13 protein-coding genes are annotated in these 14,185 nt (G+C 53.4%); 2 read left to right on the forward strand and 11 right to left on the reverse strand.

The features are described from left to right. Positions 1–16: 16 nt before the first annotated feature. The 6 genes from ABLV30_RS20880 to ABLV30_RS20905 all read right to left on the reverse strand — a co-directional run bounded on the left by ABLV30_RS20880 (position 17) and on the right by ABLV30_RS20905 (position 6,147). A complete protein-coding gene (locus ABLV30_RS20880; RefSeq protein WP_265800793.1) occupies positions 17–631 on the reverse strand; it encodes a fimbrial protein in 615 nt (204 codons plus the stop codon). Next, positions 628–3,216 carry a fimbria/pilus outer membrane usher protein gene (locus ABLV30_RS20885; protein ID WP_265800791.1) on the reverse strand — a complete coding sequence of 863 codons (2,589 nt, stop codon included), beginning with the start codon at positions 3,214–3,216 and terminating at the stop codon, positions 628–630. Before ABLV30_RS20885 ends, ABLV30_RS20880 begins: the two co-directional genes overlap by 4 nt. Next, complete coding sequence (locus ABLV30_RS20890; protein WP_348865656.1) at positions 3,170–3,856, reverse strand: fimbrial assembly chaperone; 687 nt, start codon at positions 3,854–3,856, stop codon at positions 3,170–3,172. Before ABLV30_RS20890 ends, ABLV30_RS20885 begins: the two co-directional genes overlap by 47 nt. A gap of 61 nt (positions 3,857–3,917) precedes the next feature. Next, entirely contained in the window at positions 3,918–4,457 is a 540-nt protein-coding gene (locus ABLV30_RS20895; RefSeq protein ID WP_032747511.1) for a fimbrial protein, read from the reverse strand. A 597-nt stretch (positions 4,458–5,054) separates the two neighbouring features. Beyond that, positions 5,055–5,744, reverse strand: a complete 690-nt coding sequence (locus ABLV30_RS20900) for an LrgB family protein (RefSeq protein WP_348865657.1) — start codon at positions 5,742–5,744, stop codon at positions 5,055–5,057. Next, the gene (locus tag ABLV30_RS20905; RefSeq protein WP_004097823.1) at positions 5,737–6,147 is read right to left on the reverse strand and encodes a CidA/LrgA family protein; all 411 of its coding nucleotides are present in this window, start codon (positions 6,145–6,147) and stop codon (positions 5,737–5,739) included. The genes ABLV30_RS20900 and ABLV30_RS20905 overlap by 8 nt, the downstream gene beginning before the upstream one ends. 103 nt (positions 6,148–6,250) lie before the next feature. Between ABLV30_RS20905 and ABLV30_RS20910 the strand changes: the two genes are divergently transcribed. After that, the gene (locus ABLV30_RS20910) at positions 6,251–7,132 is read left to right on the forward strand and encodes a LysR family transcriptional regulator (RefSeq protein WP_025107691.1); all 882 of its coding nucleotides are present in this window, start codon (positions 6,251–6,253) and stop codon (positions 7,130–7,132) included. A gap of 48 nt (positions 7,133–7,180) precedes the next feature. On the opposite strand, the gene ABLV30_RS20915 is transcribed toward ABLV30_RS20910, so the two are convergent. The 4 genes from ABLV30_RS20915 to soxR form a co-directional block, all read right to left on the reverse strand. Continuing rightward, the gene (locus tag ABLV30_RS20915) at positions 7,181–8,827 is read right to left on the reverse strand and encodes a Na+/H+ antiporter (protein WP_004109468.1); all 1,647 of its coding nucleotides are present in this window, start codon (positions 8,825–8,827) and stop codon (positions 7,181–7,183) included. A 147-nt stretch (positions 8,828–8,974) separates the two neighbouring features. Beyond that, the gene (locus tag ABLV30_RS20920; protein WP_004097818.1) at positions 8,975–10,324 is read right to left on the reverse strand and encodes an NCS2 family permease; all 1,350 of its coding nucleotides are present in this window, start codon (positions 10,322–10,324) and stop codon (positions 8,975–8,977) included. 389 nt (positions 10,325–10,713) lie between these two features. Continuing rightward, the gene (locus ABLV30_RS20925) at positions 10,714–11,382 is read right to left on the reverse strand and encodes a glutathione S-transferase (protein WP_014227554.1); all 669 of its coding nucleotides are present in this window, start codon (positions 11,380–11,382) and stop codon (positions 10,714–10,716) included. A gap of 257 nt (positions 11,383–11,639) precedes the next feature. Further along, on the reverse strand, positions 11,640–12,098 hold the full coding sequence (gene soxR, locus ABLV30_RS20930; RefSeq protein ID WP_004097815.1) for a redox-sensitive transcriptional activator SoxR: 459 nt from the start codon (positions 12,096–12,098) through the stop codon (positions 11,640–11,642). An 84-nt stretch (positions 12,099–12,182) separates the two neighbouring features. Between soxR and soxS the strand changes: the two genes are divergently transcribed. Then, entirely contained in the window at positions 12,183–12,512 is a 330-nt protein-coding gene (gene soxS / locus ABLV30_RS20935; RefSeq protein ID WP_004097813.1) for a superoxide response transcriptional regulator SoxS, read from the forward strand. Here the strand turns inward: soxS and ABLV30_RS20940 are convergent. Next, positions 12,497–14,101: an EAL domain-containing protein gene (locus ABLV30_RS20940; RefSeq protein WP_025107694.1), complete on the reverse strand. Its 1,605-nt coding sequence runs from the start codon at positions 14,099–14,101 to the stop codon at positions 12,497–12,499. The two genes, soxS and ABLV30_RS20940, sit on opposite strands and share 16 nt — an antisense overlap. Positions 14,102–14,185 lie beyond the last annotated feature (84 nt).

Below are 14,185 nucleotides of genomic sequence, written 5' to 3' on the forward strand. Positions count from 1 at the left end.
CCCTGGCGAAAATAGATCATTTATAGGCAACATTGAACGTGACCGTATAGGAGACACTGCCCGCCGTCACCCGACCATTCGGCGTATACATTCTTGCGATCATATTAAAAATATGTTCAGCGCCATCAGTGAAAAAATAGGTATAGCTATCACCTGGTCCCAGGTTTTTCTGGTCCACCGCGCTTTGCAACTGTAGCCACACGTCCTGAGCACCAGAAAAAAGCTCATTCATATATACATTGATATCGTTGCCAACAAATACAATACCGCTAAACATTAGCGTCACTGACGCCGTACCCTTTGAGCAATTATCAAAGGCGATTGAAACTATCTTAGCCGCGCTACTCGCGCCCGGTTTACCGCTCAAACTTTGATAGGAAACCGTTCCTAAATCGATAGCGCTGGAGGGTTTTACCGATACCTCACATACGGGCTCTTCAATCTTACCGGTGATATTGAAATTAACAGTACTATTGGCGTCATAAGCCCAGGCTGGCCTTACAAACATCAACGCAAGTCCGATAGTGATAATAAATACCTCGAACGATTTCATTAATCGCCCGCCATTATTTACCCTCATTAATTCCATTCTTAATTTATGTATCAAGGCAATCATCCAGTTATTCATCATCGGCAATCCGCTGCATAAAAAACGATATCATCAACCGATTTATTGGTGGATAAATCATAGTTAACATAGCATTGGCTATTTTTGCTATCACCCCACTTCACAAATAACCGGCCTTTTTCAGATAGCCCGGTCAGATAGGCCTGTCCGGAATCCCCTACGATAGTGCTGCGTTTTTCTTGAGGTTGCTGGCTTGCATCATCTAATGTAATAACGGCGCCAAAAGGGACCTCTTTATTAGAGAAACGCAAAGTCATCATCGCTTTATAGCCAATCCAGGTATTATATTTAACTTTTACAATCGCATTACGCGTCGGGACCACCGTTTTGGCAATATTATCGATTTCCGCTCCCGAGACCTGCTGTTCATCAAGAGAGAGATTATTTTCATGGTAGGGTCGTACGAAGGGTACAACGGCGTATCCGGCAGAGTCGGTCATCACGTTAGTCTGCCCGCGCACCGCAATATTGCTGACGCCAGGCGCTTCAACCAGCGCAACGCTTTCGCCCAGATAGCGTGACAGCGTTATTCCACTGGAATGGGCCAGCATCCCACCGCGTAGCGAGTAATTATAGTGGGCGCTATAGCTGTCATACCCGTATCCCGCGGTGACTTCACCTTTTGAACCCTGATAGTTGAGATTGACGTTGCCGGAAGTCCTTTTAGCGCTGGCATTGTAACCCTCCTGCATATTCCAGTTCAGAGAACGGTCCGCAAAAGCCGAACCGCTTAAACCCAGGCTATGGGTCGTGTCGCCCATCCGGCTGCTGTTCATATTGTAGCTGGCCGAGATATCCGCACCAAAAGGCACGCTCACCGTGAGTGAAATAAGGTTATCGCTGATCTGAGAACTATCGCTATTCTGGCCTGAACTCTGGACATTTCGACTATAGGAATAGTTAATGAAATAGGAAATGCGGCCAATGGTATTGCTGTAGGTCACGCCCAACGACTCCATGCGTGAATTATCCCAATAAGATTCACTGACCAAAGAGAAGGAGAGTGAACCATACCCTGAGAGAGTCTGAGAGGCTGAAGCGTCAAAACGATCTTTAGTCCGCCCCGTTGATGAACAGCACCCGCTATGCGCATTCGACCTATCAATAAAATTCTGCAGAGAATAATAGCCATGGGTTGAATAACGATACCCGGCAACGGAGAAGTTGGTTCCCGTCTGCGGAATATCTTTGCTAAAGCGCACGCGATAAGATTGCCCTTCGCTGGATGACGTGTGATTCGACGTTGGCGTCTCTTTTATATCCGCCCGGGACTGGGACGCATCGAGGGAGAGCGCGCCGATCGTGCCCAGGTTAAGCCCGGCGCCCAGGATAACATTACTGTATTTGTTCTCCAGCTGCTGAAAACCGCTATACAGCGTGACGTTGCTCGATGCTCCCCAGGCAATGTTAGATTGCAGGAAGCTATATTCTTTTCCGCCGGAACTCCCCGAACGCGTTTTACCGCTGCTCAGGGCGTAATCTATCTGGCCCTCGCGCTGCAAAATCGCCAGCGAAGCAAAAGGCACCACAAAGCTCTGTTCACTGCCATCGGACTCTTTTACCGTCACATTCAGATCGCCCGCGCTCCCGGTTGGGTAAAGATCGTTTATTTCAAACGCGCCAGGGGGAACCGTTGTTTTATAAATGCTGTATCCGTTCTGATAGACCGTCACGTCGGCGGTGGTGCGGGCGATACCTTTAATGACCGGCGCAAAACCATTCATGCTATCCGGCAGCATCTCTTTATCTGAGTTCAGCTGTAGCCCGGTGAAGCTAATACTGTCGAACACGCTTGATGACGTATAGGTCTGGCCCAGGATCAGCTGGCCTTTCAGGGCCTGGATATCACGTGAAATATAGCTGTAGACCGAGTCCCACTGGTTGCCGTCATCATTATGGTTGAGAGTACTGTAGTTCCGTAAACGCCACGGCCCGACGTTTAAACCCGGCTGCAGGCTCACAAACTGGCTGGACGTCGCTTCGCCGCCGTGCCGCGGATCGGTCTTTTGCCCGGAGAGATTATAGTTAAGTAGCCCCGCGGTAATACCCTGTTGCCACCGGCTTTCAGGGACATATCCCCGCGGATGATGCATCACCGCGACCTGAGGCACGTTAAAATCAACGCGCTGTTGTGAAAGTAATACCGTGGTTCCCCATCCAGGGATTGCGGATAGTCGGGCACAGCGGGAACCCGCGACCGTGAGCTCGGGATAATTTTCCGTTTTGATTGACCACGCTTTCAGATGCGCGACGCTGATACAGGGTGAAGAAGCGTCACGATCTTCACTCTGTTGCGTGAAGCTGATTGATTCGGAAGCAATAAATTCGTCGTTAATATAAACATCAAGGTTATATTCGCCCGGCGGGACGGTTTCCTGGGAAATATAGCTCAGGTCGACGGCCGTTGTACCGGTTTCATTGACCTCCAGCAGGTGAGGATTGAAATACTCACCTGCGATAGCGGGTAACGGAATAGTGATAAAGCAGGAAATAATGGCAACGTAGCCACGTTTCAACAGGAATGTAAAATTCTGTCCAACGTTATTGAATGATGGCGGTATATTTTGGTCCCGGCATTCCATAGTCATTGATCACGCTCCATGTGATTTTCTTTTTCCCTGGTGAAGATGTGTTTGCTACCGGTATTTTTATGGTTGAAAAAGGCGCAACAAACCATGCTTCAGGAACTGACTTACCATTAACCGTAATATCAGAAAAGTTCATATATAATGGCGAGGGGTTTTTAACTTTAATATCTCTGCCTTCAGCAGACCACTGCAGTTTTTCGGCAAACTTTTCCGGTATGGCATTTTTTAATGCCGCTGGTCGAAAAATAAGTTTAATCCGCGAGTTAATGGCAAACTGCACCATGTTTTTGTCCGGCGCGCCATCCATAGCGGGAATACCTTTAATATTCAGCCAAAACATCGACTCTCGCTCTTCGGGCAGCGGTTTACCTGAGCGGAGGATTCGGACAAACCCTTGTTCGCCGGCCTTCAGGCGAAACAGCGGAGGGGTGGTAATAAAGGAATCTTTTGCTGGTGATGCCTCATCCACAACCGCGATCCAGGACTGTACGATATTTGTCACGTTATCCTTATTTTGCACAGAGACCGTCGCCGCCTTTTGGGTACCATCGAATATGACTCGCGTGCCCCCCACCACCACGCTGGCCTGTGCAACAGACATGCAGGAAAAAAAACAGATTAAGTAAGCTAATTTTTTCATGGTAGAGTCCAGGAAGGGAAAGCGGCGAGCTTTCCCTTTTGTCGGTTTATATGACGCTAAATTAATAGTAGGTAACGTTGTAAGTCACGGTTGTCTGCACCGCCCCTTTGGTGGGAGCATCCGCGCCAGATTTAGCCAGTTTGACGGTAAAAGGAATGGTCGCGGTGCCGGAGGTAATATCGACGTCAGCACCTTCCGTATTGTTCTTCAGCAGGGCACCCTTGTTGTCAAAAATCGCCACCGCAACGCCGGTAGCGGGTGAGTCTGTCGCCTGGTTCCTGAAGTAATCGCTATTCGTCGTGTCCGCTTCGCCACCAAACGTCACTTTGGCCACACTGGTACCGCCGTCTGTAGTCTTAGGGCATCCGGTTAAAGTGAAAGAAAAACTCTTCGCCGCACCGTAGATATTCGCATCCAGATCGGCTACCGATGAGGTCCCCATATCAATGGACGAAACGCCATTATCGATAGTGGCTGTACAGGTAGTGTCGGAGACCTTACCCTTAAAAGTAATGGTATTCGCGGCCTGAGACAGATTAACCAGAGCGCAGCCGGCAGATAAGGCTAATATTTTGGCAAGAGTTTTGGTACTGAAGTTCATTGGTATTCCCCTTTTTATTAAGATTAACAATCAATCCATCAATTGTTTTATGGCGTCTATTAGAGAATGAAGCCAGACATCAGCTAAAACTATAAGCCGATAATGTGCATGGGGAGTGAGTAACCTGCATTTAATATTACTAACCTATAAATACAAGAGCTTTAGTTCCACATGAATCCATTCAATAATAAAAGCTCACGTCAATAAGGTATCTAAAATCGAGACTATTCTCAATAACCATATATGAATCATCTCAAATGAATAATAACTTTGAACCAATCAATACAAAATATATATTATAAATAACCAAATAAAATCATAGCGTTAAACATTAAACTTATTCATAAAAAATATCATTTCACATATTCACATTCTTCATTAATATCAAAAAAACCTCAAATTGAAACATTTAATTACAATTTAAGAGGGGGACAAATAAGGATAAAACCTATGATACCATCGGATTATCTTACAAATACGAATATTTAATTAACCGTTCATCTCGATAAGATGAAATGACTATTCATATGAGTATAAATAGTCGTGAGATATGGAAAAGTACCTTAGCGAGTATGCGTTGATTAATTAAAAAGGGGTTCAGAACATGGCCCATCTCACCAGCGGCGCGGCCAGCACCATCACCACTCCGGATAGCATCATCACCAGGCTGGCGACCACGCCCTCCTGAGGGCCAAGCTCGTAGGATCGTGCGGTACCGGCGCCGTGCGATGCGGCACCCAATCCGGCCCCTTTTGCCATACCTTCGCGAATAGAAAGACGCAGAAACAGTACATCCCCTACCGCCATCCCGAATACCCCGGTGACCACGACAAACAGAGCGACTAAATCTGGCTGGCCGCCCAGCGGTTTGGCTGCCGCCAGCGCAAAGGGGGTGGTAACGGAGCGTACCGCCAGGCTGCGCTGGATCTCATCAGGCAAGGTAAATAATCGCGCCAGCCACACCGAACTGGTCACCGCGACAACCGAGGCGGTAGTGACGACAGCCGTCAGCGACATCCAGTGGCGCTTAATAATCGCCAGGTTGTCGTATACCGGCACGGCAAAGGCGATCGTCGCCGGGCCCAGCAGCCACAGCAGCCAGTGGGTCTCCCCCATATAGCGTTGATAAGAGATATGGCCGAATACCAGCATCATGACCAACAGGATCGGGGTGAAAACCAGCGGCATCAGCGGCAGTTTATGGAAGCGGCGATAAAGCCGCTTGTTGGCAAAATAGAGTCCCAGCGTGACAAGAAGGCACAGGAGGCTCAGCTGAAAATCACTCATGTTTCATCCTGCTGACTTCATAGCGATACACTTTATCAACCACCCATGCCGTGGCGCCCAACACCATCGTAGTGCTCAAGCCAATCACCAGAAAGATACGCCAGCCATCAACCATCAGCAGCTGCGCGTAGTTGACGACCGCCACCACCGCCGGTACGAAAAACAGCAGCATCTCCGCCAGCAGCCAGCGGGCTCCGGCGCGTACCCAGTTTAAAGGAATGACCCGGCAGACGATCAGCGCCAGCATCATCAGCATGCCCACCAGATTCGCCGGAAGCGGCAGGTGCAGCCAGTTAACTAAATATTCAGCGCAGACGAACAGTCCGGCGTAGATCAGGACCTGAACCGGTACCTGAAGACGTTGCATAACGAAGGGCGTCACGCGAGCTGGCGCAAAGGCCATGAGCGGTATTCCTGAAAAAGAAGACAGGCGTGCAGTATAGAGAGCCGCCCGGCGCGGCAGAAATGAATTAAAATCATCACAGGTATAGTCTCAGGGAATAATTATGGATATCCGAACGCTGCGTTATTTTGTCGAAGTGGTTCGCCAGCAAAGCTTTACCCGCGCGGCGGAGAAACTGTTCGTCACGCAGCCCACCATCAGCAAGATGCTTAAAAACCTTGAAGATGAGCTGAACTGCACGCTGCTGATCCGCGACGGTCGCCGGCTGCTGCTGACCGATACCGGACGCGTGGTTTTCGAGCGCGGGCAGGCCATCCTTGGCGAATTTCACCAGCTGGAGTCGGAACTGAGCGATATTAATCATCTGCACAAAGGCGTACTGCGTCTCGGGATCCCGCCGATGGTCGGCATGCTGATGGCCGAGCCGATTAGCCGCTTTCGCCAGCGCTATGCGGGTATCGAGTTGAAAATCTCCGAGTTTGGCGGATTGACCGTGCAGCAGGCGGTCAGCAACGGCGAACTGGATTTAGCCATGACGGCACTTCCGGTTGATGAGGCCAGTGGCCTGACGACGCTATCTCTGTTCAGCCATCCGCTCTGCGTACTGACGCCGAGAACGGCACAATGGGAGGGCCTCAGGTCATTGTCGCCGCAGGCGCTCGCCGCGCATCCGCTGGTGATTTACAACGAGGATTTCGCCCTCAGCCAGCAGCTGATGCGGCTGTTTGCTCAGCATGATGTTAAGCCGCGCATCGCCGTGCGCAGCGGACAGTGGGATTTTCTGGCCGCCATGGTCCAGGCGGGGATTGGCATCGCGATTTTGCCGGAGCCGATTTGCCAGCGCCTCGACCCGCAGAGCTTTTGCTGGATGCCGTTGCAGAGCGATCTGCGCTGGGAGCTGGGGATGATTTGGCGGGAAGGCGTTTATCTGTCGCACAGCGCACGAGCGTGGCTGGAGTGCAGTAAGGCGTTCTGGCTGAAGTAAGTCCCCGGGTCGCGGCGTCAACGCCTGACCCGGGGAATAGGTACGGCGTTACTGATCTTCGATAAGCAGCGCTTCCAGCAGATCGAGGTCGTGCAGCAGCTTCTGCAGCGTCTCGTTGCTGATCTGCCGGGTGGCGCGCAGGTGGTACAGCTCACCGCGTTCGGAACGCAGCGCCGCCAGGCGGAACCGGCGTTCGAGGCTCTCCTCCAGCATCGACGTTTCAACATCGTTGCGGCCATCGACGCGACGACGCAGGTTACCAATCACCCGCGAACTGACCTCGGTCAGCAGCTGATTATCAATATTCTCTTTGGTATCCGCAGCCAGACGCTCTTCCATTTTCTGAATCGCGACAATCGCCACATCCGCCGTAGCGGCCCGCGCCAGACGCTCCTCTTTGCGCTGCTGGACATGGTCGGTCGACTCGATATGGCGCAGCAGAATCGGCAGCACAATCACGCCGACGAACAGTGAGAACAGAATCACCCCGGCGGCGAGGAACACCAGCTCATAGCGCGCCGGGAAGACGTTGCCGTCCGGTAGCAGCAGAGGAATAGACAGTACACCGGCAAGGGTAATCGCCCCGCGAACGCCGGCGACGGAGGAGATCAGCAGCTCGCGCGTGGTCCAGGAGCCGAACTCCATCGGTTTCTTTTTCAGGAAACGCTGGCTCAGTTTGCGCATCGTCCACAGCCAGCCAAAACGCACCAGCATCAGGGCGGCATAAATCAGAATGATATCGGTAAACAGCATCCAGGTTTCGACGTTGGGATCCGCTTCTGCGGCCACCAGCGAGCTGGAAAGGATGTCCGGCAGCTGCAGGCCCAACAGCAGGAAGACCATGCCGTTAAACACGAACTCCAGCATCGCCCAGGTGCTGTTGGCGCGCAGGCGCATCGCCAGCGGCGCGCTGCGCATCACCCCGGAACGCGTAATGGTCATCCCCGCGGCGACCGCCGCCAGGATCCCGGAAAAGCCGATATGCTCCGCGATCAGATAAGAGGCGAACGGCAGCAGGAACAGCAGCACAATTTGCGTTGCCGGTTCATCGCCGCCCCAGCGGCTGAGGAAGCGCATCGAGCGCCCGTACAGCCAGCTGACCACAAAGCCCGCGAGAATACCGCCGACCGCCACCTTGAAGAACTCCACCGTCGCGCCGCCGACGGTAAAGACCATGGTGCCCATCGCCACCGCAACGGCGAACTTCAGGGAGACCAGGCCGGAGGCATCGTTCATCAGCGCTTCGCCCTGCAAAATGCCCATTATTTTTTTCGGAATGCGCCCTTCGCCGACAATTCCCGACAGCGCCACGGCATCCGTTGGCGACAGAACCGCCGCCAGAGCAAAAGCCGGAATCAGCGGAATACCCGGCACGATCCAGTAGATGAGGTAGCCAATACCGACCACCGTCACCACCACCAGCGCCAGCGCCAGACCGAAAATTTCCCGTCCATGCTCTATGAACTCACGGGTTGGCGTCTTCCAGCCATCGGCAAAAAGCAGCGGCGGAATGAACAGAACCAGAAAGAGTTCGGGGTCGAATTCAACGTGCAATCCGAAGGTAGGCCAGGCCAACAGCGCGCCGATGGCAATTTGGATTAAGGGGAGTGGAACCTGAAAGGGCAGTACGCGTGTAACCACCCCGGAGAGAGAGACCACGAGGGTCATGATGAGTATGGTAAAGAATATTTCCATGTGTTCCCTGTTTGCTGCGTGTCTTTTTTTTACATCTGAGGCGTCATGTCTCGGCATAATACGCTACTCAGATTAACGCAAAAGGAAACAGGATGTGGCTTAAAAATTAAACGGGCGGCCAAAGCCGCCCGTTGTTAGCAGGAAAAGTTAAATCGCCCAACCGCCGGCGTAGAAGATAACCAGCGCCGCGGCGATGATCACCGTACCCAGGTTTAGCTTACGCCATTCGCCGGACACCAGACGACCGATCACCAGCGACGCAAAGCCGATCATGATGCCGGTCACGATGTTGCAGGTCAGCACGATAAAGACCGCGGTAATCAGGCCCGCCATCGCGTCGACGAAATCGTTGAAATCGATTTTCGCCACGTTGCTCAGCATCAGCAGGCCGACGTACATCAGCGCCGGCGCGGTGGCATAAGCCGGCACCAGATACGAGAGCGGAGAGAGGAACAGGATCAGCAGGAACAGCACGCCGACGGTCACTGCCGTCAGGCCCGTTTTGCCGCCCGCCGCAGTACCGGCAGCGGATTCGATATACACCGCCGCCGGCGCCGCCCCGACCAGGCCGGAGAAGACGCTGCTCAGGGAGTCGGTGGTCAGCGCTTTGCCGCCGTTAATAATCTGCCCGTCTTTATCCAGCAGGTTCGCCTGGCCGGCCACCGCGCGGATGGTTCCGGTGGCGTCAAACACCGCGGTCATCACCAGCGCAAGCACGCTTGGCAGCACCACCGGGTTCAGCGCGCCCACGATATCCAGGCTACCGATCAGCGAGTTGCCTTTATCGTCGCTCAGCGACGGCATGGCGAAGATACCGGAGAAGTGAACGTTAGGATCGAAGATCAGGCCGATAATCGAGACGCCGATAATCGTCAGCAGGATACCGCCCGGCACTTTCAGTTTTTCGAGGCCGATAATCACCGCCAGCCCGACCAGCGACATAATCACCGGGAAGCTATCAAAATTACCCAGCGCCACCGGCAGACCATCCAGCGGATTTTTAATCACCAGGCCCACGCCGTTGGCGGCAATCAGCAGCAGGAACAGACCGATACCAATCCCCGTACCGTGCGCCACGCCCTGCGGCAGGTTACGCAGGATCCAGCTACGAATGCCGGTCGCGGAGATCACGGTGAACAGGACACCCATCAGGAACACCGCGCCCAGCGCGACCGGAATGCTGATCTGTTGACCCAGTACCAGGCTAAAGGCGGTAAACGCGGTCAGCGAGATGGCGCAGCCAATCGCCAGCGGCAGGTTCGCCCACAGCCCCATCACCAGCGAGCCGACGCCGGCAACCAGACAGGTGGAAACAAATACCGCAGCCGGTGGAAAACCCGCTTTGCCGAGCATACCCGGCACCACGATGACGGAGTAAACCATCGCCAGGAAGGTGGTAAGACCGGCAACGATTTCCTGACGCACGGTGCTGCCGCGAGCAGAAATTTTAAACCAGGCGTCCAATGAACCGCCGGTACGCGCTGAAGGCGTAGACATAGAAAACTTCCCCTGAGAATTTTTATCGTTCGTCCGAATGCGTGGTGGACCATCCACTGCCAGCTAAACGCGATCTCCTTGTGCTACATCGCAGCGCCAGGGGCCGCGAAAAAGCAAACGTTTAACTCCGCGCATACAGTACGGTGTGAAGAATGACTTTGCTCCCCTCTGTCAGCAGAGGAAATGATGAGCAAAATAAAAAGGCAAACGATTATCCAGCCTTTAGACGGGCCTTTTCAACTGAAGTTTGTCGTATTTCGCTAAATTTCGCTTATGACGTTCAGGAAATAACCAGCCGATGCGCAAACGTTATCGTCCATGCGCAATCCGGTAACATTTTTGTATTGCGCTGATAGCAATTTTCCCCGGTCATCGGCTTTAGTAATAGTTTATTCGCCGGGTAAGGTGAACGGCCCCCCGCGCTCAACCGCTTTTTGCCAGGCCGGGCGCTGCTCCACGCGCTGAACCCACTGCGTCAGATGGGGTAAATTCTCCACGCCGCCGCGCGCCAGCAGCGCCATCGCGGGAAAGCTCATCTGAATATCGGCCATACTCAGCTCAGCGCCGGCAAACCAGCGCTGGCGGGAAAGGTGCGCTTCAATAAAGCGGGCATGGGTGTCCACCTGGCGGTTAAGCCAGGCCTTCTGTACCCCCTTGCCCAACGCATTACCCAGCGTGCGCATACCAAACGGCACCGGCGGTTTGCCCAGGCTGGCAAACACCAGCTTCATCAGCAGCAGGGGCATCAGCGACCCCTCGGCGTAGTGCAGCCAAAAGCGATATTGCAGCTTATCTTCCACCGACTCAGGTTTTAAGCGCCGGGCGCTATCATAGGTTTCCTGTAAATATTCCAGAATGGCGCCGGACTCCGCCAGAATGTGGCCGTTATCCTCAACCACCGGCGATTTACCCAGCGGATGAACGCTTTTTAATTCCGCCGGTGCGAGCATATCCTTGCCACGCTGATAAGAGACAACCTGATAAGGCAGCTGCAGCTCTTCCAGCGCCCATAACACGCGCTGCGATCGTGACTGATTGAGATGATGTACCGTTAACATGGGCCTCTCCCGCTGTTTGTTCAAATTAACTATAGGAACAGGCGGCGGATGCCGGGAATTTTTCGGCAAACTGAAGAGGCAAATTCAGAGAAAAGAGCCACACTTAAATTGTCGGCGCAAACCGGAACCTCCATCAAAGATTGCGCAATACTGAGGTGAGCCGACGTCGGGGGAAACCCTCCTGCGTACCAGCGGGATAGTGCGAAAGACCAAGACCGGAAAACAACTAAAGCGCCCTGTTGTGGCGCTTTAGTTTTTTAGTCATCCTCCAGCAATCGCGCGCCGGTCCCCTCTTCACCCAGCTTATCGCCCGGATTGCGTAACGGGCAGTCGCGACGCGACAGACAGCCGCAGCCGATACAGCCATCGAGCTGATCGCGCAGCGCGGTCAGGGTATGAATGCGCCGGTCCAGCTCCTCCCGCCACTGGGACGACAGCATCTTCCACTCTTTGGCGCTGAGGTTATGCCCTTCCGGCAGTACGCCGAACGCGTCGCCGATGGTCGCCAGCGGAATACCAATGCGTTGCGCAATCTTAATGATCGCCACCGCGCGCAGGACGTCGCGCCGGTAGCGCCGCTGATTGCCCGCGTTGCGCTGGCTGTGGATCAGCCCTTTACTTTCATAAAAGTGCAGCGCGGAGACGGCCACGCCGGTTCGTTTTGCCACTTCGCCGGGCGTCAGCAGCATTTTGATGCGGGGTGATTTCTTTTCCATAAAGCGCTTTACCTCAAGTTAACTTGAGGAATTATACTCGCCCGCAGACAAAACGACGAATCGAGAATTGAGAGAGGCCGCTTTATGTCCCATCAGGATATTATCCAAACGCTTATTGAATGGATTGATGAACATATCGATCAACCACTTAACATTGATATAGTCGCCAGAAAATCGGGATACTCGAAATGGTATCTGCAGCGGATGTTCCGCGCCGTGATGCATCAAACGCTGGGCGATTACATTCGCCAGCGCCGCCTGCTGCTCGCCGCGGAAGCGCTAAGAACCACCCAGCGCCCTATTTTTGATATCGCGATGGATCTCGGCTACGTGTCGCAGCAAACCTTCTCGCGGGTGTTCCGTCGCGAATTTGACCGAACGCCGACCGCCTATCGCCATCAAATTTCTGCCTGATAGTGCGGCTGATAGGGGCTGAGGCAGGTGCGCTCATTCGCCAGCCACAGCATGAACTCCTGCGGCGGCATCGCTTTCGCAAAGTGCCACCCCTGACAGTACTGCACGCCGCGTTGCTGGAGCCAGGCTACCTGCTCTGCCGTTTCGACGCCTTCAGCCACGATTTTTAAATGCAGGCTGTTTGCCATCTGGATAATATGCTCGGCAATCAGGTGGCTGGTGGTATTGCTCGTCAGCATGTCGACAAAAGATTTATCAATCTTCAGAACGTCGACGTTGAGCGCATGAAGATTGTGCAGGTTGGAGTAGCCGGTGCCGAAATCATCGATGGCGATTTCATATCCCGCATCGCGGAACGCCTGGATCACCGGCGTCGTTTTCGCCACGTCGATAAACCCGCGTTCGGTCACTTCGATTTTGATTTGTTCCGCCTTGACCGCGTAGCGCTGGATCTTCTCGTTGATGTGCTCAATCAAGCGTGCGGAATGGAAATCGGAAGCGGAGAGGTTAATCGCCACGTACAGATGCGGCTGCCGCGCCAGAAACTCGCCCAGGTCGGAAAATACCTCATCGATGACATAGTCGGTGACCTGGGCGATCATCCCTTCATTTTCCGCCATCGGAATGAACTCCGCCGGACTCATCACCGGCCCATCAAAGCCTGGCCAGCGCAATAATGCTTCGGTACCGACGCAGCGGTTATTTTTAATATCGATAACCGGTTGATAGTGAAGGCACAGCTGACGACGGTTTAACGCGCGCTGCAGCATCTTCCGCGGAGAGTGGTACTGCTGACGGGTGCGCGACCACACCAGCAGGAGCAATACGCTGCAAATCAGCCCCAGCGGTAGCGTCAGGGTCACCTGATTATAAAAATTCTGATAATAGCTGACGCGCGAAGTGGACATAATGACGGCTATCGGGCGAACGGTGGAATGGGCGATGGTATAAACGCGGCCATCCTGGTGAAATAAAGACGCTTCAGCGCGAATCAGGCGATGCAGCTCATCGGGGTCGGCATTCTTGCTGACGGAAAAAAACTGGTGGGTTTTGGTATCAAAAACGCCCCAGGCGAGGTCGCGGTCGCTGGTGATCAACGCGCTGTATGAGAGCGGATTAACCACCACCACATAGTTGCCGCGCTGCATATAGTTCATCGCATAGCCAGGGTAGAAAGGGGTCTCGCGGTAGTAGTAAATCGCGACATCCGGCTTTTTGGTATAGGTTGCGGCCGGAATTTGCCACCCCGTCTGGCGGCGAACCGAAGTGGAGCAGAAGAAATGGGTGCCGTTGGCGTAGATTAAATCGTCGATATAGAGCAGGCCGCGAACAATACCGAGCAAATATTGCTGATGCTGTGGTGAACATATCGCTCCCTGATACAAGCGGGCTTTATCGCGCGCTTCGTCGGCTTCACGAATCACCATCTCCGTTTTTTGCAGCGCCAGTCGAGAAAACAGCCTCAGCTGATCGGCGGTTTCCGCTTTGGCGCGAATTTGCGCAAACCACAACGCCAGCAGCACCGGCAGCAGAATGACCAGCACGATGCCAAATATTCTCAACGCCTTATGCGGCGCGCTATGATTCATTTCCGCTTTTTATCCATGCGATACGCCTTAATCAAGGTGAACAGCCCCGATGACTCTGCTTACTGTGATATGAACGGAGCATCT

The organism is Klebsiella sp. CN_Kp113 (assembly GCF_040064585.1).
GTDB classification, from domain to species: Bacteria; Pseudomonadota; Gammaproteobacteria; order Enterobacterales; family Enterobacteriaceae; genus Klebsiella; species Klebsiella michiganensis.

What these genes read in the sequence shown, in the direction of transcription:
- ABLV30_RS20920 (WP_004097818.1), bottom strand. Translation starts at nt 10,324, where the DNA reads ATGTCTACGCCTTCAGCGCGTACCGGCGGTTCATTGGACGCCTGGTTT.
- ABLV30_RS20910 (WP_025107691.1), top strand. Translation starts at nt 6,251, where the DNA reads ATGGATATCCGAACGCTGCGTTATTTTGTCGAAGTGGTTCGCCAGCAA.
- ABLV30_RS20885 (WP_265800791.1), bottom strand. Translation starts at nt 3,216, where the DNA reads ATGACTATGGAATGCCGGGACCAAAATATACCGCCATCATTCAATAAC.
- ABLV30_RS20905 (WP_004097823.1), bottom strand. Translation starts at nt 6,147, where the DNA reads ATGGCCTTTGCGCCAGCTCGCGTGACGCCCTTCGTTATGCAACGTCTT.
- ABLV30_RS20895 (WP_032747511.1), bottom strand. Translation starts at nt 4,457, where the DNA reads ATGAACTTCAGTACCAAAACTCTTGCCAAAATATTAGCCTTATCTGCC.
- ABLV30_RS20880 (WP_265800793.1), bottom strand. Translation starts at nt 631, where the DNA reads ATGATGAATAACTGGATGATTGCCTTGATACATAAATTAAGAATGGAA.
- ABLV30_RS20925 (WP_014227554.1), bottom strand. Translation starts at nt 11,382, where the DNA reads ATGTTAACGGTACATCATCTCAATCAGTCACGATCGCAGCGCGTGTTA.
- ABLV30_RS20915 (WP_004109468.1), bottom strand. Translation starts at nt 8,827, where the DNA reads ATGGAAATATTCTTTACCATACTCATCATGACCCTCGTGGTCTCTCTC.
- ABLV30_RS20890 (WP_348865656.1), bottom strand. Translation starts at nt 3,856, where the DNA reads ATGAAAAAATTAGCTTACTTAATCTGTTTTTTTTCCTGCATGTCTGTT.
- soxS (WP_004097813.1), top strand. Translation starts at nt 12,183, where the DNA reads ATGTCCCATCAGGATATTATCCAAACGCTTATTGAATGGATTGATGAA.
- soxR (WP_004097815.1), bottom strand. Translation starts at nt 12,098, where the DNA reads ATGGAAAAGAAATCACCCCGCATCAAAATGCTGCTGACGCCCGGCGAA.
- ABLV30_RS20900 (WP_348865657.1), bottom strand. Translation starts at nt 5,744, where the DNA reads ATGAGTGATTTTCAGCTGAGCCTCCTGTGCCTTCTTGTCACGCTGGGA.
- ABLV30_RS20940 (WP_025107694.1), bottom strand. Translation starts at nt 14,101, where the DNA reads ATGAATCATAGCGCGCCGCATAAGGCGTTGAGAATATTTGGCATCGTG.